This is a genomic window from Arthrobacter sp. SIMBA_036, assembly GCF_046535135.1.
Lineage (GTDB): Bacteria > Actinomycetota > Actinomycetes > Actinomycetales > Micrococcaceae > Arthrobacter.
This window is the reverse complement of the sequence record NZ_JAWRXG010000005.1, coordinates 197,590-217,389: the sequence shown is the minus strand read 5'-3', so window position 1 is coordinate 217,389 and position 19,800 is coordinate 197,590. Positions and strand designations below refer to the sequence as shown.

Below are 19,800 nucleotides of genomic sequence, written 5' to 3'. Positions count from 1 at the left end.
CCGGGTCTGGGAAGATCAAGATATGCCAGTAGCTTTCGTCTGCCGCACCCGCTCCTCCATGTCGCCGCAAGAGCTCTTTGATCTCTCCCGCAACATCGACGCCCATGTCGGGTCCATGACGCGGAGCCGGGAGAAGGCAATCGGTGGCGTTACCTCGGGACTGATCTCCGAAGGGCAGACCGTCACATGGCAGGCATGGCACCTCGGAGTGAGGTTCCGCATGACCAGCCGCATCGTAAGGATGGATGCACCGGCGTCGTTCTCTGACGAGCAGGTGAAGGGCCCCTTCAAGTACCTCCGGCACACGCACGAGTTCCGGCCCGACGGCAGCGGGACCCTCATGGTGGACACCGTGGAGTTCGCCGCGCCCTTCGGGCCGCTGGGCAGGTTGGTGGAGAAGTTGGTCCTGGCCCGCTACCTGCAGAACCTCATCGAGAAACGCAACGAATTCCTGGTGGGGCAAGCACCGGACGCCCACCAATGATCCGGTTAGCGCATGCGGACGACCTGGTCATCATGCAGCAGATTGAACGGGCCGCCGGAGAGACCTTCCGGAACTTGGGGATGGACGCCATCGCCGATGACCAACCGTTCTCCGTGGAGAAGCTGAACAGCTACGCAAACGCCGGCCGGGCATGGGTGTACGTCGACGGGCTCGACTATCCGCTGGCCTATTTGCTGGCCGACGTCGTGGACGGTGACGCACATGTTGAACAGGTCAGCGTCCACCCGGATCAGGCACATCAAGGCCTGGGCCGGGAACTGCTGGACGCCGCCCGGATTTGGGCCAGGGGCCACGGGATGCGCCGACAGACACTCAGCACTTTCCGCGATGTGCCGTGGAACGCCCCGTATTACAGGCGCCTGGGGTTCGACGTGCTCGACGCCGGCAGCTGGGGACCGGAGCTCGCTCGCCTGATGAACCACGAGGCTGACCTGGGGCTGACCCGTTGGCTGCGGGTGGCGATGTGGCGGCCCGCGGTTCCACCGGGTCGCTAATCGGCCACCAACTCCACCTCGTAGCTGTCGGTATTAAGAAGGTACGCGGCGTAATGATCGGGACCGCCGGCGTGCGGGTACTTTGACTCGAACATCTCATACCAGCCGGCATCGGCACCGAGCGCCCGGATCCTGTCCACGTTTTCCCGTGTGCCCGCATGGAAAGCCACGTGATTTACGCCCGGATCGGTGCGACGATGCGCGGTGCCGGTGATGGCGTCTGTTTGTTCCACCACGACGTACGTGCCATTGAGCTTCCAGCTGCATCCGGTGGGCCATTCCTGGAACGGCTGATAGCCCAGTTCGCCCAGGAGCCACCCCCACTCATCGCGGGCACGCTCAAGAATCGGTACCCAGATTTCAAGGTGGTGGATGGACCCTACAGGTCCCGTAGCAGCAGTGTCTCGCATGCGCCGAGTCTACGAGGTCCGTGCCCGTTCCACATCGGCAGCACTGTGGAGATCGCCGCGTGCTTGGAGACCGGCGATGACGCCATCGACATCAGCCGGAGCCCTGTTTTGGCTGAGTTTGGTCTTCGCCTCCACCCTGCTGATCACGAGTTCGACGCCGACAATCGCCCTTAGCTGCCCGGCGATGAACCGTTCGGGTGCTTCGTCCACAGTCCAAGGGTGCTGCATCTGCGCTTCGTGTTTGTCGGTCAAGCGCCGCACATGCCGGGCGAGCCAGTCGACGTCGTCGTGTATCACGAGCTCGCCGTAGACGTGCGCGGTGGAGTAATTCCACGTTGGCACCACGCGGCCATGCTCAGCTTTGGAGGCATACCAAGATGGCGAAATGTAGGCATCCGCACCTTGCAGGATCATGAGCGCCTCTCCCGTGACGGGGGCCGACCACTGGGTGTTGTTGCGGGCCATATGCGCCTGCAGGGCTCCGTGCTCACCGATCGTGGGGTCGTAGGCGAACGGCAGCAGGGTGGCAAGCAAGCCGCTCGGCGACATCGTGATGAGGTTGGCGGTGCCGGAGTTGAGGAGCAGGGAGTCAACGGCTTCAGGGGAGGCGGCGAAATGCGCGGGGGTGTACATGGAGGCGTCCTTTCAGGGGGCAAATAGCTTCAAGGGGATGTCATGAGTTCGACGGCGGCCCAAGCCTCACGCGGACAGCAGCACCAGCACAGAGGATCACCGCGAGGCCGCCCACCACGGTGGTCCAGGTCATCGGCTCGCCGAGCAGCAGGCCGGCCCATGCGATGCTCAACACTGGCTGGACCAGTTGGATCTGGCTGACCTGCGCCATGGGCCCGATGGCCAATCCTCGGTACCAAGCGAAGAAGCCCAGGAACATACTCACCACACCGAGATAAGCGAAGGACAACCATTGGGCGGGCGAAGCGGAAGGAGCTCCCGCACCAAGGGAAACAATTGTCAGCAGGATCATCACCGGAGAAGCCACCACCAACGCCCAGGAGATGGTTTGCCACGCTCCGAGCTCCCGGGCCAGCAAGCCGCCTTCCGCGTAACCGATGGCGGCAGCCACCACTGCACCGAGCAGCAGCAAGTCCGCCCAGTGGAGTGAGCCGAAGCCGCCGGACTGGACCAAGGCGAACACGAGGGCCGCGATCACGCCGATTGCTGTCAGGACCCAGAACAGAGGACGTGGGCGTTCACGGCCCCGGATCACAGCTACTGTTGCCGTGGCTGCAGGCAGTAGCGCGATGACCACGGCCCCATGGCTGGCGCTGGTGCTTTTCAGGGCGAAAGTAGTGAGCAGGGGGAATCCGGCAACAATTCCGCCCGCGACAACGGCCAAGCGGAACCACTGCGAACCGGCGGGAAACCGTTGCTTGGTCAAGCCGAGCGCCAGCGCTGCCAACAAAGCCGCGACCACGGCCCGGCCCGCGCCGATGAACAGCGGGGACATTCCTTCCACAGCCACGCGGGTTAGCGGCACAGTGAAGGAGAAGGCCACGACGCCGAGCAGGCCCCACCAGATTCCGGTCGACGTCCGGGTGGATACCACTGGCTGCGAAAGGTAAGTAGCGCTACTATTGATATTCATGAACAACGATAGCAGTTCCCGAATCGCCTTGCGCGTCAAAGAGTGGATCGCAGGGGCGGCGCCGGGAGCCAAGCTGCCATCCACCAGGCAACTTGTGGCTGAATACCAAGCGAGCCCGGTAACGGTCCAGAAGGCCCTGAGGACGCTCACGGCACAGGGCTTGATCGAAAGCCGTCCCGGTGTGGGAACCTTCGTGCGCGCTTACCGGACGGCGAGGCCGTCGGATTACGGGTGGCAAACTGCGGCCCTGCGCTCGGCGCAGGTAGCCCGGCCACTCAACTCAGCCGCAATGCGCAGTGCCTCGAACGACATCATCGCGTTCCACTCCGGCTACCCGGCCCGGGAACTATTGCCGGAGCGCCTCGTTCGGGCCGCGCTCACCCGCGCAGCAAGGGGAGACGCGGCACTGTCCCGCCCGCCCGCGCAAGGGCTTCCCGAGCTGCAATCATGGTTCGCCCACGAACTCAGTGCGTCCACACCGGTGGGCGTCACGCCGCCCCAGCCGAGCGACGTCGTGGTTCTTCCCGGCAGCCAAAGCGGACTCAGCTCCATTTTCCGCGGCCTGGTGGGTCACGGGCAGCCGCTGCTCGTGGAATCGCCCAGTTACTGGGGCGCGTTGCTCGCTGCCGGCCAAGCGGGCGTTAACGTCATTCCGGTCCCCAGCGGTCCGGATGGGCCGGATCCGGATGAACTGGCCAGGGCTTTCGAGGAATCAGGCGCGCGGCTGTTTTATGCACAGCCCAATTTCGCCAACCCCACGGGTGCACAATGGTCCGCCAAACGCGGCGAAGAGGTGCTGCGGATTGTGCAGCAACACGGGGCGTTCCTTGTGGAGGACGACTGGGCCCATGACTTCGGCATCACCGCGCCGTCCGTTCCCATCGCTGCCAAGGACGATTCCGGCCACGTGGTGTACATTCGCTCGCTGACCAAGAGCGTCTCGCCATCCATCCGCATCGCTGCGATCATCGCGCGCGGCCCAGCCCGTGAGCGGATCATGGGCGCCCAGGCTGCTGAGTCCATGTACGTCAGCGGCCTGCTCCAAGCCGCAGCGCTCGACGTCGTCACGCAACCCGGCTGGCAGACCCACCTCCGCGGCCTCAGCCACCAGCTGCAGTCCAGGCGCGACCTCCTGGTCACGAGCCTCGCCGAACACGCCCCGGAGGCGCACCTCAGCCACCTGCCCAAAGGCGGCTTGAACCTGTGGTTGCGGATGCCGGACGGGTTCGACGTCGAACAACTCACCAAGGACTGCGAGGCGGCCGGGGTGCTCATTGCCGCCGGAACCGAGTGGTTCCCCGCCGAACCGGAAGGACCCTACATCAGGCTCAACTACGCCGGCTCCAATCCGGGCGCCTTCCCGGAAGGCGCCCGGATCATCGGCCAGGCGGTACGGGGCTTGCTGGCCGTATAGGCGAGGCCGCCGTCGAGCGCTTCCTATGTGGAGGCGAGATCCTTGGTGCCGTTGCCAAAGGCGGAATCGTCGATGGGGCGGCCGTCGAACGGCATCTGGTCCAGGTTGATGAGCGGGTTGGTATCCTGCGTCGCCACAAGCTCCCTGGCCTCCGCCGCGGTGTCCACGCTGGGCATCGATCCCGGCAGCGGGCGCTGGGCTGATTCGCGGAGGAAGTAGATCGCGATCGCACCAACGATTGACGTGGCCATCAGGTAATACGCCGGCATCATGTCATTGCCGGTTCCCTCGATGAGTCCCTGCACGATGAACGGGGTGGTGCCCCCGAAGATTGCTACCGAGAAGTTGTAGGCGATCCCCATTCCGCCGTAGCGGCTGGACGTGGGGAACAGGGCCGGCAGCGCAGAAGCCAGGTTGGCCACATAGAACGTGACCGGGAAAGCCACCAGCGCAAGCCCTGCCAAGGTGGACCAGATCTCCCCGATCCCGATCAACATGAAGGCCGGGATGGCGAAGACGATAGTGCTGCCTGCGCCGATCCACAGCACGGGACGGCGCCCGATACGGTCCGAGAGCTTACCCGTGAGCGGGATGCACACTGCCATGATCACGAGGACAGGGATGGTCAGCAGGGTGCCGTGGACGGGGTCGTAACCCTTGGAATCGGTGAGGTACGTGGGCATGTAGGAAGTCAGCGCGTAACCCACGGTGTTGGCTGCCGCTGCGAGGATCATGGCCAGCACGATCTGGCGCCAGTATGCCTTGATGATTCCCACCGGGCCCTTGGCGACGGCGACGTCCTGCGAGGCTGCGTCCTTGGCGAGGGCTTCCTGCGCATCCAAGGTGGCTTGGAATTGGGGGGATTCCTCAATTTTGCTCCGGAAGTACACTGCGATGACTCCCAGCGGGCCGGCAATGAGGAACGGAAGCCGCCAGCCCCAGTCCTCCATCACGGACTGTCCCATGGTGAGCTGCAAGACCGAAACCAGGGCGGCGCCCAAGGCAAAGCCGATGTAGCTGCCCATATCCAGGAAGCTGGCGAAGTAGCCGCGGCGCTTGTCCGGGGCGTACTCACTGACGAACGTGGTGGCGCCGGCGTACTCGCCACCGGTGGAGAAACCTTGGATGAGCTTGAGGATGACCAGCAGCGCGGCAGCCCAAATGCCGATCTGCGCGTACCCGGGCAAAAGGCCGACGGCGAACGTGCTGGCCGCCATCAGCATCAGGGTGGTTGCGAGGACCTTTTGCCGGCCCACCTTGTCGCCCAGCCAACCGAACACAACGCCGCCAAGCGGGCGTGCCAGGAAGGTTGCTGCGAAGGTTCCGAGCAGGAAGAGCGTCTGGACCGACTTGTCCGCTTCCGGCAGGAAGACGGGTCCCATGGTGGTGATGAGGTACCCGAACACGCCGACGTCGTACCACTCCATCGTGTTACCGACGATCGTGCCGCCGAGGGCTTTGCGCAGCATCGGCTTGTCCACCACGTTGACGTCGGATTCTCTCAGCCGGCGCTTGGGAAGGAGCTTAATTTTCTTGGAGTTCTTTACTGGGTTCCCAGGGTTGGGCAAACCGGGGGTAGGGCTCGCCGATCCTTGATTCCCGGCGGCGTTCCTTGCGCCGTTCGGGGAGACGGTGTTGCTTTGGTCTGTGGGCATTTGGGCTGCTCCTAGGGAGGTCATTTGCTTGCGACTTCTGCTGCCCCGCTCTGGGCAGGGTTTCAATTTTACGGGGTTGGATGGAAAAACCCGAGTTGAGATCCGATTTTTAGGCTGTTTAAGGGTGCAAATTGCCTAGTTGTGTTGCATCTCATTGCCCTCTTTTGCCCTGCGACGGCGCGGAAGTCGGGTGATTTTTGCCCTTCAGGGCACCTTGTTGCCAAATTGTTGAGCTGAGCCCACCATATGGGCCGGTTTAGCCTCTAAAACTGTTGATTGCAGGTAGGGAGGGGACGGTTCCCACTACCACCGTGGCGTCGAGATCTTCGTCCGTGACCACGTCCGCCACCAAGCCCGCCCGGGTCATGATTCCGGCAGTTTCGGGCGCCTGCCGCCGCGAAGACTCGATCAGGAGCGAACCACCCGGCGCTAACCACTCAGCCGCCCCGAGCGCGATCCGGCGCTGCACATCCAAACCGTCAGCGCCGCCGTCGAGCGCCACCATCGGCTCGTGGAGCCGTGCTTCCGGGGGCATCATGCTGATGGAGCCGGTCGGGACGTACGGTGCGTTCGCCAGGAGGAGGTCCACCTTGCCGAGGAGTTCCCGTGGGAGGGCCGCGAAGAGGTCGCCGTGGAAGACGCGCCCGCCGCGGGCTTCAACATTTCGTCGCGCGCATGCAACCGAGGCGGGATCAATATCGGCCGCGTAGAGCTGGCAGATACCGAGTGCGTCGGAAACGGCCGCACCGATGGCCCCGGAGCCACAGCAAAGGTCGACGACGACGGCGCCCGGTGTGGCAAGCAATGCCGCGTGGGTGACCAGCAACTCAGTGCGACGCCTCGGCACAAAGACGCCTGGACCCACCATGATGCGGCTGCCGCAAAAATCAACCCATCCCACGATGTGTTCCAAGGGCAATCCGCGTACCCGTAAGTCCACAAGCCGGGACAATTCCTCTGGGTCATGTGCGGCGTCGAGGAGGACCTGGGCTTCTTCCTCCGCGAAAACGCAGCCCGCGGCACGGAGGGTGGTGACGATCGACGTTGTCCGGATCACGAGTGCAATGCTAATCGAAGGGGTTCACAAACGTCCCGGAGTTTCGTTAGGGTATGAAGCATGGGAACACTGATTTTTGAGTAGACCGGCCGTGCCCTCCCAAGGAGGACGCCGCCGCCTAACAGAAGACAAAAATCCATGCCTGTTGAGGCTTGCCTCCATGCCGTTCCCGTTGTCGACGACTTCTTTTTGAACCGAAAACGCCACGGGATACGTGTCTCATCAGGACTCACACACTTTAGGAGTCCAAATGACTGCCAACCCTTCCGACAATAAGAACCAAGCTGCTACCGGTGGGATTAAATCCAAGCTCACCGATGCCCAAAAGGCGATGCTCGCCAGCAAGTCCGGCGGCGGAGCACCAGCCGGTTGGCAAAGCACAGGCAAGGGGCACAAGCCCACATCGGCCAGCGGCAAGCAGGCAAAGACGGAGAAAAAGGTCCGCTGGTAGACCCACCGGACAGGACACTGGAGAGAGGAAGAGTCATGACCGCGAATCATGAGCCGGAGAACATCGATGCCGGATTGGCGCGTCACCTGGCCGAGTCCATGGGGCAGGCCCCCATGCCTGCACCGGCAACCATTGCCTTGGCTTTAGGCAATGACCAAGGAGCGCCGTGGCCGGATGGGAAAGGTAAGCACCGGCACCACTTGGGTTCCGGGTCCGACCCGGGCCATGGACGCTTGGGCCAAGGCGCGGCGGTGACGGCAGTCCACCGGACCAGCCGCCCCCAAATGCCGCACTCCTCCTAGCCGCAACCCCAAGCGCCGCCCCACCCAACTAAGTCGCGACCCAACTAAGTCGCGACCTAGTTGGGTGGGACGACGTCCTTTGGCGTCTTGTCCGTTCGCCAACCGCGCCACACGGGATGGCGTAGCCGCCCGGGACCGGTCCAGTTGCCGAACGCCACCTCTGCTACGAGGTCAGGCCGCACCCAACGGGCACCGGCAGCGTCCTCACGCGGGATGTCTGCGAATGGCGTCTCACTGACCGTGCGCGACTCGAGCGTTGCCTGGATCTCACGGAGCTGCCAGTCCTTGAAGCCCGTTCCCACCCGTCCCACGTAGCGAAGTTTGGCGCCGTCGGGGATGCCCAGCAGCAGGGAACCGATGGTGCCGCTCCGCGCTCCGGACCCCGGCCGCCAACCACCCACCACCACTTCCTGGCTCTGCTCCAGCTTGAGTTTGATCCAGGACCTGCTGCGGCGCCCCACTACGTACCGGCTGTCGGCCTTCTTTGCCATGACGCCCTCAAGGCCCAGTTCCCCCGCGCTCTTCATGAGGTCATCCACGTCGTGCTCCAGAACGGCCGATACGTGCAGCGGGCCGTCATCCTCAAGGTCCTCCGTAAACGCCGACAGCCTGTCCCGGCGCTCGCGGTACGTCAGGCCGGTGAGGTCGGCGCCGTCGTCGTACAGAAGGTCGAACAGCATGAGCTGCACGGGCACCGAAGCCCGCGCGCGTTCTATGTCTGCGGTTTTGACCAGGTTCATCCTCAACTGCAGGCGCCCGAAGTCGGGCACCGACCCCTTGCCGAGGGCCACGATCTCGCCGTCCGCCACGAAGTCCCCGTCGGGCCACAACCCGCGGTCCGTGAGCTCGGGGTAGGCTGCCGTGAGATCGTTACCGTTACGGCTCGTCAACCGGATCCCGCCGTCGGTACCCGTGATGACAGCCCGTATACCGTCCCACTTCAACTCAAAGAGCCAACCCTTTCCGCGCGCGTCGGCTACCGTGCCCGCAGTCGCCAGCATGGGGGCGTAGTCCGGCATTGGTTGGGGTGCTGGCTTCTTGTCCGGCGGAATAGTTTTCGACGGCGAAGGCCGGGCTTTTGTGACGGGTGTTGGGTGACGTCCTCCGGGCTGGTCCTTCATCAAGTGGATGAGCCACCGGTCTCCGGTGTTGATCAGCGCCAGGCGCTTGGTTCCGCCCAGGCCACCTCCGGGTTGGCCGGTCAGCGTGGCAATCACCTCCTTGCCGTCCCGCCATTTTTCGCAGGTGAACTCGCCACTGTCCCAGATGCTGACCGTTCCGGCGCCATACTCGCCGTGAGGAATCACCCCCGCGAAGTTCGCGTAATCCATGGGGTGGTCCTCGGTATGGACCGCCAGATTGTTCCGGTCAGGGGTCTCCGGGACGCCTCGTGGCAGGGCCCAGGACACCAGGACGCCTTCATGTTCCAGCCGGAAGTCCAGGTGGAAGCGCCGGGCATGGTGCTCCTGGATGACGAAGATTCCGCCGGCCGGAGGGGGATCGCCTGCTTTCGGTTGCTCGGATGATGCGACGGCGGACGCCTTTGAAGAAACAGCAGACGACGCCGGAAAAGGTTCGGGTGTCTTCTTCGGATCGCGCATGCCAACGTACTTGGCGAGACGGCTCTCCACGGTCACCACCCTCTCACGCGGTGTTGCCGAGCCTACGGATGCATGGCCCCCGCCCGCGCCGTCGTCGTCAGCGTCTTCGCCGTGGGGCGGCAGGTGCCGTTCGGAGATAGGGGCAAAAAGGTCCTTGCCGGTTCTGACGCGCTTCATGACAGCGGCGTAGTCGAGGTGGTCCAGAGTTGGCGAGGCGAGTTCGCGCCACGTGCGCGGCGCCGCCACGGTGGGGTGTGCCTTGCCTCGGAGGGAGTAGGGCACGATGGTGGTTTTGTTGCCGCTGTTCTGGCTCCAATCCACCAGGACCTTCCCGTGCCGGAGCGACTTTTTCATATCGCTGACCACGAGATCGGGGTGGTCCGATTCCAGCGAGCGGGCGAGTTCGTGAGCGAAGGCGGAGACGTCCTCGGAGCGTAGTGTCCCGTCCAAGCCGGTGTACAGGTGGATGCCTTTGCTGCCGCTGGTCACAGGAACCGGCTCCATCCCCATGTCCTGGAGGATGGAGCGTGCCAGCTTGGCAACTTCGACGCATTCGGGGAGTCCTGCGCCAGGACCGGGGTCCAGATCCAAGACGAAGCGATCGGGCCGGAGCGGTTTTCCGGACGGATCCACCTGCCACTGCGGAACGTGGATTTCCAACGACGCGATCTGGGCCATCCACGTGAGCGTTGCAAGATTATTGACCAATGGGTAGTCGTTGACATGGTCAGAGTGCTGGATGGTTGCGCGAGGAATCCATTTGGGTGCTGATTCCTCCAAGTTCTTCTGGAAAAACACCTGGCCAGGGTGCGCAACGGTGCCCACTCCGTTGACCCAGCGCTTGCGGGTGACCGGACGGTTCGCTGCGGCAGGGATCAGGAAAGGCGCCACGGCCGCGTAGTACTCGAGCACTTCAGCCTTGGTGGTGCCGGTCTCCGGGTAAATGATTTTTCCCAGATTAGTGAGGGTCAGTTGGTGCCCCTCGACGGTCACCCGCTCCTGCTGCTTGCCTGCCACCTCTTCTCCTCTGCTGCTATGTGCTGTTGACTGGGTGCATGAGGGCCATCTGGAAGGGATCTATCGCGTTCGGTCTGGTCAACGTACCAGTGAAGCTTTACAGCGCCACGGAAGATCACGATATTAGCTTGCACCAAGTCCACAATGAGGACGGCGGGCGCATCCGTTATCAGCGTAAATGTGAGATTTGCGGCGAAGTTGTTGCTTATGAGGACATCGACAAAGCGTATGAGGAAGACGGCCGCACGGTGGTCCTCACCTCCGCTGAATTGAAATCCCTGCCCGAGGAAAACAGCCGCGAAATCGAAGTGGTGGAGTTTATCCCCGCTGAGCAGTTGGATCCGATCATGTACGAGCGAAGCTATTTCCTGGAGCCGGACTCCAAATCTCCCAAGGCTTACATGCTGTTGCGGCAGACTCTCGAAGATACTGACCGGATAGCGATCGTGCAGTACGCCCTGCGCCAAAAGACCCGCCTGGGTGCACTCCGGGTTCGTGGAGATGTGCTGTTGCTGCAAGCGCTGTTGTGGGGCGACGAGGTTCGGGAAGCCAAGTTCCCTTCCCTGGAGACGGACATCAAGATCACGGACAAGGAGATGGAGATGTCTTCGGCCTTGGTGGATTCCATGGCCCACGACTTCGATCCGGACGAATACACGGATGATTACCAAGCACAGTTGAAGACCCTGATCGAAGCCAAGCTGGAGAAAGGCGAGGCCCTGGATACCGAGGCCACCTTCGGCGCCGTCGAGGGCGACGGGGAGGGCGGGGACGTTATCGACCTCATGGAAGCCCTCAAACGGAGCTTGGACAAGAAACGTGGCAAGGAAAAGGCGTCCGACGACGACGCTGCCGCCGAGAAAGCTGCCAGCAAACCCAAGGCGCGGGCGAAGAAAAAGGCATGACCCGGCGTCGTACTTGAAACTAGGCTGCTACCTGGTTGGGCGAACGGACTCAGTGGTTCCGCAACATCGAAATAAGGTCGGATTTCTTCTTGTCGGAATAACCTTTGATGCCTAATTCCTTGGCGCGGGACTTCAGCTTGGCAACGGTCCAATCGTCGTAATCGCCGGCCTTTCCACCTTTGCGGCCTACTTCCTTGCGTCCTTGGGCCGCAGCCGCATTGGAGATGCGGGCAGCTTTCTCTTTCGACGCGCCATCCTCCCGGAGTTCTTCATAAAGCTCGGGATCTTTCAGGCTTGGGTTTTTCTTTTGCGGCATCTTCTTGTTCCTTCCCAGCAGCGGTTTATGGTTTCTGCGCAGTTCTAGGGTTCTGGCGCAGGGGTGTGGCCCTCGCCCTCGTCCCGGGCGCGGTGTTGCAACCACAACGGCAGGCCCACCACAAAAACGAGCACCACCAACAGAATGCAGCCGCCGGCCACCAATCCCGCAGTCCTGCCCACGGTCACGTCAAAGACCAAGGAGGCTGAGCCGGTAATCAGGATGGCAACACCGGCCAGCGCCCACTTGGTGATGATGTCGGCGCTGGAAACGAGGACGGCCTTGAGCCCGCGCCGGAAAAGCCTGCGGTGGACACTGACCGGCAGAACGATGAGGACCGTGGTCAGAGCAGCGGTCATCACGTTGAAGAGGTACAGCGTCCTCTGCCATTCGTCCAGGGTCGCGAAACGCGTTTGAAAAGGCAGTGTCAGCAGGAAGCCGCCCAGGATCTGCACCCCGGTTTGCAGGACGCGCAATTCCTGGATCAACTCCATCCAGTTACGGTCCATTCGTTCTTCCGTGGACTCGTCCCGTCCGGTCCGCGGGACCTGTTCAGCCTCAGACATCGTCTGCTCTCCGCCGTCTCGTATCGGTGCCAGACACGAAAGGGCTGCCCCGGCGTGCAGTTCGACTGCGGCTCGGACAGCCCTTACGGCCGGCGTTGGTTTATACGGTGTGGCCCCGGCGGCCTGACACGTAGTTCAGGATCCAACCGATGACCGCGACGACCAAGAGGACGATTCCCACCCACAGCAGCCAGCTCACTGCTTGGGCGAACCCGCCAACGAGGAGAAGGACAATCGCAACAATGCCAGCAATAATCAGAAGCGTATTCATGGTCAGCACATTCCTTTCCGGGGGATCTTCAACCTTTGTCTCGGTCCCCGATGATGCGTTCCCTTTTACTTCGGTTCCATATTTTCGGAGCCCTCGGTGCGAATAAACTCCCCGCGGGCTTTATCGTTTCCACGAATCGACGTTTTCCCTAACGGAAGTTCGCCGGTCGTGAACAGCAACCACACTTCATTGTACTACTAAGGGTCCTTATGAAAGGCTGGGGGGAGTCGTCATTTGATGATCGGGCGGTTGCCAAGGATTTCGCTGGCAACGCTATTCGCTCGCATGACCGTCCACGAGAGGAACACCATGAAAGCGTCGCAACAGCTCGCAGACAACCTTCAAATCGTCCTGACGGACCTGATCGAGCTCCAACTCCAGGGCAAGCAGGCTCACTGGAACATTGTGGGCCCTAACTTCCGGGACTTGCACCTGCAATTGGACGAGCTCGTCCTGGCCACCCGCCAGTTCGCGGACGACACTGCGGAGCGGATGCGCGCCCTCCACGCCCTCCCGGACGGGCGCAGTGCCACGATCGCCCAGGGCACCCGCTTGGAGGAGTTCCCGGCCGGATTGGTCAACACCAAAAAAGCCGTCAGGTTGGTGACGGACCGCGTTGAACGTGCCGTGCAGACCATGCGGGATGTCCACGACGAGGTCGACGAAGAAGACCCCACGACGGCGGATCTGTTGCATGCGTTTATCGCCCGGCTGGAGCAGCTTGTTTGGATGATCAATGCCGAGATCATGAGTGCCGACACCGCCGTCACGGACCCGGACGAGGCCTAGGCATAGCGGAATCCGGCTAACGCGAACGGCTGAGCGGCATGCCCCGGCTACGGCGCAGCGACCTTTCCAAGCCCGGCATAATACGCCGGAAAGCCGGCAAGGGATTCAGCTACAGGCACCCTGACGGATCACCGGCCAGTAAGGAGGATCGCCAGCGCATTAACGCGCTGGCGATCCCGCCTGCCTGGACCGACGTCTGGATCAGCCCTTTCGAGCACGGCCACATTCTGGCAACGGGGGTGGATGGTGCAGGCCGGAGCCAATACATCTACCATCCGCGCTGGCGCGAACAGAAGGACGCTGAAAAGTTCATCCGCGCCGCACAGTTGGGGTTGGTCCTGCCCTCGGTGAGACGCAACGTAACCGTCCACCTGCAGGACAGCACCTCGCCGCGGCAACAAACCCTCGCCGCCGCTGTCCGCCTGATGGACCTGGGGGCCCTCCGGGTGGGCTCCGAAAGCTACATGAAGCAAAACGGTTCTTACGGGCTGACCACTCTTCGGTGCCGTCACGCGCGCGTTGATGGAGCCGACGTCTATCTGAAGTTCCGCGGTAAGAGCGGGCACCTTTGGGATACCTCGATCCACGATCCTGCGCTGGCCGCCTTTTTGGAGCCCCTCGCGGAACGTCCCGGCAAGGAACGCTTGCTTGCTTTCCAAGCCAACGGTTCGTGGGTATCGGTGGATGCCTCCATGATCAATGAATACCTGCGGGGCATCGCAGGGGCTGCATACACTTCCAAGGATTTCCGCACGTGGAAAGGGACTGCCGCAGCTGCGATATGCCTGATCAAGTCGGGCCACAAGGGCACCCCAAGGCAAGCTATAGTGCGGGCCATCAAGGAGGCTTCGGAGCTTTTGGGTAATACGCCGTCAGTAGCGCGGTCGTCCTACGTGGACCCGCGGATCATTGAGGCCTATCTCGACGGCGGACTCCAGGATGTGAAGCCAACGGAAGCTTCCATCGCCGCGTTCCTCAACGGTGTGGATGACTGAGGCCTTGACGGACAGCAAGTGGGCTGACGGACAGCAAGGGGGCTGACGCAAAGCAAGAGCCTGGGCTGACCCATGCGGGGTCTGCCCAGGCTCCTGCCTTACGCCTTGGTTGGCCGAGCGGTCGCGGGACCGAGCGGCCGAATGCCGCCAGCGCCCGGCGAGCTATTCGGCGTCGTGGTCCGTTTCGAGAATCTTCACCAGGCTGTCCAGTGCTTCGTCAGCTCCTTCGCCTTCAGCGCGCAGCACCACGACGTCGCCGTGTGCGGCACCCAAGCTCATCAACGACAAGATGCTTGCGGCATCCATGGCGTCGTCGGCGGGCTCGCCTTGGCGGGCAATGGTGACCTCGACATCCAGGTCGCCTGCTGCTTCTGCGAAGATGGCGGCCGGCCGGGCATGGAGGCCGACGCGGCTTGCGATGGTGGCTGTACGTTCAGGCATTGGTGCTCCTTTGTAAGTGAACGGTCTTTGTTGGGAAGTCTAGACGCTGACGGTAGCTGCCGTCGGCGCTGTTTCCGACTCTACGGGCTTCTTGACGGCCCAGCGCTTGAGGGCGATGACCAAGAGTGCGGTGATGACCACTCCCACAGCAATGGACAGGAAGAACAGCAGGAAGTTGTCGATCGCGAAGAAGACGAACAGGCCACCGTGGGGAGCCTTTGACGTGACTCCGAAGGCCATGGACAGCGCGCCTGTGACTGCGCCTCCCACCATGCTGGCCGGGATGACGCGCAGGGGATCGGCCGCGGCAAACGGGATGGCACCCTCAGAGATGAACGAGGCTCCCAGAAGCCAGGCTGCCTTGCCGTTCTCACGTTCTGCGAGGGAGAAGAGCCTCTTGTCGAGGACGGTTGCGAGGGCCATTGCGAGCGGGGGAACCATGCCTGCCGCCATTACTGCTGCCATGATTTGCCATGGTGCCTGGTTGGTGACGGACGCAGCGCCGAGCCCGGCTACCGCGAAGGAGTACGCGACCTTGTTGACGGGACCGCCGAGGTCGAAGCACATCATGAGGCCCAGGATGATGCCGAGAATGATGGCGCCGGCCCCTGTGAGGCTGGAAAGGCCTGTGTTCAGGGCCTTGGTCAATGCCACGATGGGTGCGCCGAGTATCAAGAACATGAGGCCGGATGCCACGAGGGAGGCGATCAAGGGGATGATCACCACGGGCATCAGGCCGCGAAGCCAGCGCGCCACATTCAGCCTGCCCAGTTGGTGTGCGACGTAGCCTGCCAGGAGGCCGCCCACGATGCCGCCGAGGAAGCCGGCGCCCATGAATCCGGCCACTGCACCGGCGACGAAGCCCGGGGCAATGCCCGGACGATCAGCGATGGCATAGGCAATATATCCGGCAAGTGCGGGCACCAAGAAGCCGAGGGACAAAGCCCCGATCTTGAACAGGACAGCGCCCAGGTAGGCGCCAAGGGGACCCCAGGCGTTGTCAGGGAAAGCTGTTGGGAGATTGAAGATGCTGTTCTCCACCACGATCTTGTCCGCGAAGCCCGTGATCAAGTACCCGCCCATGAGGAAGCCCAGTGCGATGAGCAAACCTCCACCGGCAACGAACGGAATCATGTAACTGACGCCGGTCAACAGGGCACGCTTCAGCTTCTGGCCGATGTGCTCGCTGCCTTCTTCCTGGGCACGCTCGGCCTGCTCTTCGGCGCCAAAGTGCGGCACGCGGCGTGCGCGGGGGTCATCTGCAGCGGCGAGGGCTTCCTGGACCATCTTGGTGGGCTCGTCGATGCCACGCTTTACCGGTGCGTTGATGACCGGTTTGCCGGCGAAACGCTCCTTGCCGCGAACATCGACGTCGACGGCGAAGATCACCGCATCCGCGGCGGCGATGATCGCCGGGTCCAGCGGCTTGGCTCCTGAGGAACCCTGGGTCTCGACCTGAAGATCCACGCCCATCTCCTTGGCTGCGGCCACGAGCGAGTCGGCTGCCATGTAGGTGTGGGCGATGCCGGTGGGGCAGGCCGTAACGGCGACGAGGCGCTTGGGTGCTGAAGCAGCGGCTGCTTCGCGCTGCCCTACCACTCCGGGCCCCCCACTCGCGGCTTCACTGGTGCGCGGAGCATCGCTGATGGCGCCATCAACCAGTTCCACGATTTCTTCAGGGGTGGAAGCGGAACGCAGCGCTGCCGTGAAGTCCTTCTTCATGAGGGAACGCGCCAGCTTGGAGAGCAGCTTCAAGTGCTCCTGATCGGCGCCGTCCGGTGCAGCGATGAAGAAAATGATGTCAGCCGGGCCGTCCTTGGCGCCGAAATCCACCTTGTGGGACAGGCGTGCCATGGCGAGGGTTGGTTCCGTCACAGCGGCCGAGCGGCAGTGCGGGATGGCGATGCCACCCGGGACGCCGGTGGCGGTCTTCTGCTCGCGGGCGAAGGCGTCTGCGAAGAGTCCTTCGACCTCGGTGGCGCGGCCGGCGGCGGCAACTTTGCCTGCCAAGACACGGATGACGTCCTCTGGCGAGCCGCCCAGGTTTTGGTCGAGGGTGACCAATTGGGGTGTGATCAGCTGGGTCACTGTGAGTCCTTCTGAAGGGCCGTGATGGTTACGGCATGGGGGGTTGTTTGGTGGACTGCCGGGACAGTGGAGCCCGGCAGCGAAGCAGCAGCGGCACCATGTGCCACGGCTTGACGGAGGCAGTCCTCTGCGGAACCGCCCTGGGTTTGGGCCAACAAGTAGCCGGCAAGGGAAGAATCCCCGGCGCCTACTGTGCTGACGGCCTTAATCGGTGGATGAGTGGCAAGCCACGCACCATCTGCGGTCACCAGCACTGCGCCTTTGGATCCGAGCGTCGCCAGGACGGCACCTACACCGCTGGCAACGACGGCGGCAGCGGCTTGGGCAGCTTTGTCAGGGTCTGCCTCCAGCTGCTCAGCTGTGGAGACGTTGGTGAAGCCGGCCGCGGCGGCGAGCTCGGCAAGCTCTTCCGCGTTCGGCTTGAGGAGGTCCGGCTTCCCTGCCGCATCGCCCACCAAGGCCGCCGCAAGCGGGGCTCCGGAGGAATCGATGGCGATGCCGGGGGCTGCCGTTCCGTTTGCGTCCGACCGGAGCCGGCGCGCAATCGTGGCGTAGAAATCCGCAGGGACTCCTGGTGGGAGGGAGCCTGCGAGGACAACCCAGCTGGCACCACGGGAGCTTTCCAGCAGCAGCCCGATCAGGGCTTCTTGCTGTTCTTCGCTCAATTCCGGGCCGGGTTCATTGATCTTGGTGGTGACCCCATCGGGTTCGGTGAGGGTGACGTTGCTGCGCAGCGCCTGGCCGATGGGCAAGGCAGCAAACGGGACGCCGGCGTCGTGCAGTCCTGAAAGAACCGGATCCGCGGCGGCGCCGGGGAGCACCGCCAAGGTCTTAAGTCCGGAGGCCACGAGCGCCCGGGAGACGTTGACGCCTTTGCCCCCGGACTCCTGGTGAACGGCGACGGCACGCTGCACTTCTCCGCGGACCAGCGCTCCAGGAAGTTCCACGGTGCGGTCCAAGCTGGGGTTGGCGGTCAATGTGACGATCATGCGACCACCACCTCGACGCCGGCCTCTGCCAAGGCTTCTGCCAGGTCCCGGGAAGGTTGCCTGTCTGTAATCAAGGTGTCAACGTCCTTCAAAGTAGCGAACTGGACCAGCGTTTCAGCGTCCAGCTTGGAAGAGTCGGCCAACGCAACCACCCGGCGGCCGGACTTTACGAAAGCGGCTTTTACCGCGGCTTCCTCGGGATCCGGGGTGCTCAATCCGAAGGTCGGGTGGATGCCGTTGGCGCCGATGAAGGCGATATCAGGCCGAAGCCGGTAGGCCGCATCCACGGTGGATTGTCCGACGGCGGCCTGCGTTAGTCCGCGGACGCGCCCGCCGAGTGTCTGGAGGGCAATCCCTTGGGCTGAGGAGAGCTTGCCGGCGATGGGAATGGCGTGCGTAATCACTACGAGCTCGCCGCCCCCAAGGGAAGAAGGAGCCCGCTGGGCCAGGAGGTCCGCGAGGATTTCCGTGGTGGACCCTGCGTCCAACAGGATGCTGGCGCTGGCGCCGGGGACCATGGCCAAGGCAGCGCTTGCGATACGGAGCTTTTCGGATTGGCGCTGGATGGCGCGTTCGAAGATGCTTTCTTCCCGGGTGGTGAGGCGGTCTGTGGGGACTGCGCCACCATGAACGCGACGTAGGCTCCCGGAGTCCTCCAGGGCAGCGAGGTCGCGGCGGATTGTCTCAGTGGTAATGCTGAAGCGCTCAGCGAGGTCCGTGACACTCACCCGTCCGCGCTCTGTGACGAGCTCGGAGATCAGTTGCTGGCGTTCTTCGGCGAACACTTGCCCTCCATTGCGACGAACCGACGAGTCGAACTTCCAATGTGGTGACCAGAGTCACACGAATGTGGAATTGATTGACTATATCTTTGTTTTGGTGGACAAGTCAAGGCATATCAACAAAAACAAAGATTGATCGGTGCGAGCGAGGAAGCACGAAGGCCGAGGGCAAAAAAGCGAGGGCGTGCTGCACTCCCTGAAGTGCGGCACGCCCTCTTTCTTCAGGCCCCGGCGCGGAGCGCCGAGGCCCGGCCTGAAGGGGTGGTGTGTCTATGTGCAGTGATGAGGCCGGCTGCTTACCGGCCGCCGTGGGCTTATGAGTGTGACTGTGGCCTGAGGCGGCTCTGGCGGTCCCGGGGAAACGGTGATGCCGAAATGCGGGGATCGACGCCGGTTCCCGGGTAGTCGATGGGAAGGTTGTCCGGATCCGGCGGGTCCGGTACTTTGTGCTTGGTCGATCCCGGCGCGGCGGCCGCGATCTTGGATTCCGTCCTTTTCGGTTGTGTGTGCATTTGAACTCTCCCGATAGTCATGGGACCTGCCGGTAGGCGCGCCCCGTTGCCTGTTCCCGACGGTTAGTCGGGGATTTCCATGCGGAACCCGCAGTGGCAGCCGAGGATTCGCGTGTTAATGCAGGTCTCATAAAGCTGTTCGGAGGGCCTTGGCCCCAGTGCAAGGAGGCACTGGATGCGACGCAGCTCGTGGCTCTGGGTTTTCATGGGCTCGCCGCAATGAAGGAATTGGCCTCCAAACTGCAGCACCCCTGGCGTGACTCCAGGGCGGTTCAACACCAATGCCACGCGTTGGATGGAGGCAGTGTGCTCATAGGAGTACCGGCAGGCGTTGCACTCGTAAGTCACGTCCACCACGTTGGGCAGGGGCGGGTAATGCGACTGGATGGAATCCACCGAAAGATGCTGGTCGGTGTCGCAGTGCTTGCACCACAGAGGCTCATCCGGCGGCTGCTGTGCTTCGTCCGGAACGCGTGATGCTGGCTGGGCCGGCATGGGTCACCTCTGCAATGGTGCTGCGGGGCGCCCAGCTGCTTGAGCGGAAGAAGGTCCGGTCAATGTTGCATGACCGTAGCTAGATTCTGCACTGAGGTATCCGCGGAAAGCAAGGATTTGCTATCGGCCGAAAAAGACT

The 19,800-nt window shown here is 62.9% G+C and carries 23 protein-coding genes; 8 read left to right on the top strand and 15 right to left on the bottom strand.

The genetic code is table 11. From position 1 onward, the window contains the following. Positions 1–22 precede the first annotated feature (22 nt). Positions 23–484 carry an SRPBCC family protein gene (locus tag SB659_RS09185; protein ID WP_410550198.1) on the top strand — a complete coding sequence of 154 codons (462 nt, stop codon included), beginning with the start codon at positions 23–25 and terminating at the stop codon, positions 482–484. Then, entirely contained in the window at positions 481–999 is a 519-nt protein-coding gene (locus tag SB659_RS09180) for a GNAT family N-acetyltransferase (RefSeq protein WP_410550197.1), read from the top strand. Before SB659_RS09185 ends, SB659_RS09180 begins: the two co-directional genes overlap by 4 nt. Here the strand turns inward: SB659_RS09180 and SB659_RS09175 are convergent. The 3 genes from SB659_RS09175 to SB659_RS09165 are packed head-to-tail and all read right to left on the bottom strand — an operon-like array spanning position 996 to position 3,015. Further along, positions 996–1,409: a VOC family protein gene (locus tag SB659_RS09175; RefSeq protein ID WP_410550196.1), complete on the bottom strand. Its 414-nt coding sequence runs from the start codon at positions 1,407–1,409 to the stop codon at positions 996–998. The two genes, SB659_RS09180 and SB659_RS09175, sit on opposite strands and share 4 nt — an antisense overlap. Before the next feature lie 9 nt (positions 1,410–1,418). Next, positions 1,419–2,042, bottom strand: coding sequence for an FMN-binding negative transcriptional regulator (locus SB659_RS09170; protein WP_410550195.1), 624 nt, complete (start codon positions 2,040–2,042; stop codon positions 1,419–1,421). A 40-nt stretch (positions 2,043–2,082) separates the two neighbouring features. After that, positions 2,083–3,015: a DMT family transporter gene (locus SB659_RS09165; RefSeq protein WP_410550194.1), complete on the bottom strand. Its 933-nt coding sequence runs from the start codon at positions 3,013–3,015 to the stop codon at positions 2,083–2,085. On the opposite strand from SB659_RS09165, the gene SB659_RS09160 reads away from it, so the two are divergent. Then, positions 3,014–4,429 carry a PLP-dependent aminotransferase family protein gene (locus SB659_RS09160; RefSeq protein ID WP_410550193.1) on the top strand — a complete coding sequence of 472 codons (1,416 nt, stop codon included), beginning with the start codon at positions 3,014–3,016 and terminating at the stop codon, positions 4,427–4,429. The genes SB659_RS09165 and SB659_RS09160 overlap by 2 nt on opposite strands. A gap of 23 nt (positions 4,430–4,452) precedes the next feature. On the opposite strand, the gene SB659_RS09155 is transcribed toward SB659_RS09160, so the two are convergent. Both SB659_RS09155 and SB659_RS09150 read right to left on the bottom strand, forming a co-directional pair. Further along, positions 4,453–6,084, bottom strand: a complete 1,632-nt coding sequence (locus tag SB659_RS09155; RefSeq protein WP_410550192.1) for an MFS transporter — start codon at positions 6,082–6,084, stop codon at positions 4,453–4,455. Positions 6,085–6,340: 256 nt separating this feature from the next. Then, complete coding sequence (locus tag SB659_RS09150; RefSeq protein WP_410550191.1) at positions 6,341–7,141, bottom strand: putative protein N(5)-glutamine methyltransferase; 801 nt, start codon at positions 7,139–7,141, stop codon at positions 6,341–6,343. Positions 7,142–7,391: 250 nt separating this feature from the next. Between SB659_RS09150 and SB659_RS09145 the strand changes: the two genes are divergently transcribed. Further along, complete coding sequence (locus SB659_RS09145) at positions 7,392–7,592, top strand: hypothetical protein (protein ID WP_284977033.1); 201 nt, start codon at positions 7,392–7,394, stop codon at positions 7,590–7,592. Between the two features lie 35 nt (positions 7,593–7,627). After that, a complete protein-coding gene (locus SB659_RS09140) occupies positions 7,628–7,894 on the top strand; it encodes a hypothetical protein (RefSeq protein WP_410550190.1) in 267 nt (88 codons plus the stop codon). A 56-nt stretch (positions 7,895–7,950) separates the two neighbouring features. Here SB659_RS09140 and SB659_RS09135 read toward each other — a convergent pair whose 3' ends face one another. Continuing rightward, the gene (locus tag SB659_RS09135; RefSeq protein WP_284979365.1) at positions 7,951–10,512 is read right to left on the bottom strand and encodes an ATP-dependent DNA ligase; all 2,562 of its coding nucleotides are present in this window, start codon (positions 10,510–10,512) and stop codon (positions 7,951–7,953) included. A gap of 38 nt (positions 10,513–10,550) precedes the next feature. Here SB659_RS09135 and SB659_RS09130 point away from each other — a divergent pair, with 38 nt between their 5' ends. Then, entirely contained in the window at positions 10,551–11,417 is an 867-nt protein-coding gene (locus SB659_RS09130) for a Ku protein (RefSeq protein WP_284979364.1), read from the top strand. Between the two features lie 49 nt (positions 11,418–11,466). Here SB659_RS09130 and SB659_RS09125 read toward each other — a convergent pair whose 3' ends face one another. The 3 genes from SB659_RS09125 to SB659_RS09115 all read right to left on the bottom strand — a co-directional run bounded on the left by SB659_RS09125 (position 11,467) and on the right by SB659_RS09115 (position 12,570). Beyond that, on the bottom strand, positions 11,467–11,733 hold the full coding sequence (locus SB659_RS09125) for a Rho termination factor N-terminal domain-containing protein (RefSeq protein ID WP_284977029.1): 267 nt from the start codon (positions 11,731–11,733) through the stop codon (positions 11,467–11,469). 44 nt (positions 11,734–11,777) lie between these two features. After that, positions 11,778–12,299, bottom strand: coding sequence for a DUF6328 family protein (locus SB659_RS09120; protein ID WP_410550189.1), 522 nt, complete (start codon positions 12,297–12,299; stop codon positions 11,778–11,780). A gap of 100 nt (positions 12,300–12,399) precedes the next feature. Continuing rightward, positions 12,400–12,570: a hypothetical protein gene (locus SB659_RS09115; protein ID WP_410550188.1), complete on the bottom strand. Its 171-nt coding sequence runs from the start codon at positions 12,568–12,570 to the stop codon at positions 12,400–12,402. A 309-nt stretch (positions 12,571–12,879) separates the two neighbouring features. Here SB659_RS09115 and SB659_RS09110 point away from each other — a divergent pair, with 309 nt between their 5' ends. Together SB659_RS09110 and SB659_RS09105 are read left to right on the top strand one after the other, a co-directional pair. Continuing rightward, on the top strand, positions 12,880–13,359 hold the full coding sequence (locus SB659_RS09110) for a Dps family protein (RefSeq protein ID WP_410550187.1): 480 nt from the start codon (positions 12,880–12,882) through the stop codon (positions 13,357–13,359). Between the two features lie 38 nt (positions 13,360–13,397). After that, positions 13,398–14,354 carry a DNA topoisomerase IB gene (locus tag SB659_RS09105; protein WP_284979361.1) on the top strand — a complete coding sequence of 319 codons (957 nt, stop codon included), beginning with the start codon at positions 13,398–13,400 and terminating at the stop codon, positions 14,352–14,354. 162 nt (positions 14,355–14,516) lie between these two features. Here SB659_RS09105 and SB659_RS09100 read toward each other — a convergent pair whose 3' ends face one another. The 6 genes from SB659_RS09100 to SB659_RS09075 all read right to left on the bottom strand — a co-directional run bounded on the left by SB659_RS09100 (position 14,517) and on the right by SB659_RS09075 (position 19,661). Then, positions 14,517–14,795: an HPr family phosphocarrier protein gene (locus SB659_RS09100; protein WP_284977025.1), complete on the bottom strand. Its 279-nt coding sequence runs from the start codon at positions 14,793–14,795 to the stop codon at positions 14,517–14,519. 39 nt (positions 14,796–14,834) lie between these two features. Beyond that, positions 14,835–16,883, bottom strand: coding sequence for a fructose-specific PTS transporter subunit EIIC (locus SB659_RS09095; protein ID WP_410550186.1), 2,049 nt, complete (start codon positions 16,881–16,883; stop codon positions 14,835–14,837). Continuing rightward, the gene (locus tag SB659_RS09090; protein WP_284979359.1) at positions 16,880–17,872 is read right to left on the bottom strand and encodes a 1-phosphofructokinase family hexose kinase; all 993 of its coding nucleotides are present in this window, start codon (positions 17,870–17,872) and stop codon (positions 16,880–16,882) included. Before SB659_RS09090 ends, SB659_RS09095 begins: the two co-directional genes overlap by 4 nt. Continuing rightward, positions 17,869–18,657, bottom strand: coding sequence for a DeoR/GlpR family DNA-binding transcription regulator (locus tag SB659_RS09085; RefSeq protein WP_284977022.1), 789 nt, complete (start codon positions 18,655–18,657; stop codon positions 17,869–17,871). The genes SB659_RS09090 and SB659_RS09085 overlap by 4 nt, the downstream gene beginning before the upstream one ends. A 311-nt stretch (positions 18,658–18,968) precedes the next feature. Further along, positions 18,969–19,166: a hypothetical protein gene (locus SB659_RS09080; protein ID WP_410550185.1), complete on the bottom strand. Its 198-nt coding sequence runs from the start codon at positions 19,164–19,166 to the stop codon at positions 18,969–18,971. A gap of 63 nt (positions 19,167–19,229) precedes the next feature. Further along, the gene (locus SB659_RS09075) at positions 19,230–19,661 is read right to left on the bottom strand and encodes a hypothetical protein (RefSeq protein WP_410550184.1); all 432 of its coding nucleotides are present in this window, start codon (positions 19,659–19,661) and stop codon (positions 19,230–19,232) included. Positions 19,662–19,800 lie beyond the last annotated feature (139 nt).